Source organism: Candidatus Rickettsia kedanie, assembly GCF_045865205.1.
In the GTDB taxonomy this organism is placed as follows: Bacteria; Pseudomonadota; Alphaproteobacteria; order Rickettsiales; family Rickettsiaceae; genus Rickettsia; species Rickettsia australis.
In genome coordinates, this window is record NZ_BAABMM010000050.1 from 1 (window position 1) to 1,171 (window position 1,171).

Here is a 1,171-nt window from a genome sequence, read left to right on the forward strand (position 1 = left end):
TAGTGACTGAAAAAGAAGTGCCAGTGATAGTAAACAAACCGAGATTTAACAAGAAATCTCGTAATGTTTCTGATACTGCTTCAACTGTTAGCAACGTAATAGAACTTAAGTAATGAATGAAAAAGATATTAGTAGTAGCAAGGAAAAATACTTAAGTACAAATAGCGATACTGATGGTGCTAGCAATGATGGTACTTCCGAGCATCCAAGGCATGATGCCATTATTCGCAAAGCTCTAGAGAATCCGTTGGTCGCTAAGGAGTTCTTTGAGATGCATCTACCAAAAGAGATTAAGGCTATGTTCTCTTCTCATACCCTTAAGATGGAAAAAGAAAGCTTTGTTGAAGCAGATCTAAAACACTCTATATCTGATATTCTGTTCTCAGCTAAGTTTAAGGATGATACTGGATATCTTTGGGTTCTACTAGAGCATCAAAGTACTCCTGATCACTTCATGGCTTTTAGGCTCTTTAAGTATATGACGGATATTGCTGCAAGGCATTTAACTCTTAATCCTAAATCTAAACACTTACCTTGTGTATATCCACTAGTGTTTTACAATGGCAAAAAGAAATATAATGCTCCAAAGAATATTTGGGATCTTTGCCAGCATAAAGAACTCATGCAAGATATTTGGAACAAAGACCATCAGGTAGTAAATGTCCATGATATTTCTGATGATGATCTAAAGAAAAAAGCGTGGGCAGGAATACTGCAGTTCTTCATGAAGCATATTCACGAAAGAGACTTACTTAAAAGATGGTATGAGGTAGCTGATCTATTACCTGAATTTGCTAAAATGAATATTGGTATAGATTACCTAGAGCTGATATTAACCTATACATTGATTAAAATTGAAAAATCTGATAAAATAGAGTTAGAAAAAATATTAAAGTCACGTCTTAATACCGAACAAGGAGAAAAACTTATGACTAGCCTAGCTCATCATTGGAAAGAAGAGGGAGTGCAACAAGGTATACAACAAGGCATGCAGATTGGGGAAGCTAAAGGCATGCAGATTGGGGAAGCTAAAAGAACTATGGAAGTAGCTAAAAATATGTTTAATGCTGGTGCTGATATCACTTTTATCTCTAAAGTCACTGGACTTTCTATCTCTGAGCTCAACACTCTTATTAAATCTAAATCCTAACTATTCTTTTTGGAAAGTAGT

At 35.2% G+C, this 1,171-nt stretch carries 1 protein-coding gene; it reads left to right on the plus strand.

What is annotated here, in order from left to right:
• The first annotated feature begins 112 nt into the window (after positions 1 to 112).
• Positions 113 to 1,150, plus strand: a complete 1,038-nt coding sequence (locus tag ACKTSD_RS07600) for an Rpn family recombination-promoting nuclease/putative transposase (RefSeq protein ID WP_412708710.1) — start codon at positions 113 to 115, stop codon at positions 1,148 to 1,150.
• Positions 1,151 to 1,171: the final 21 nt, after the last annotated feature.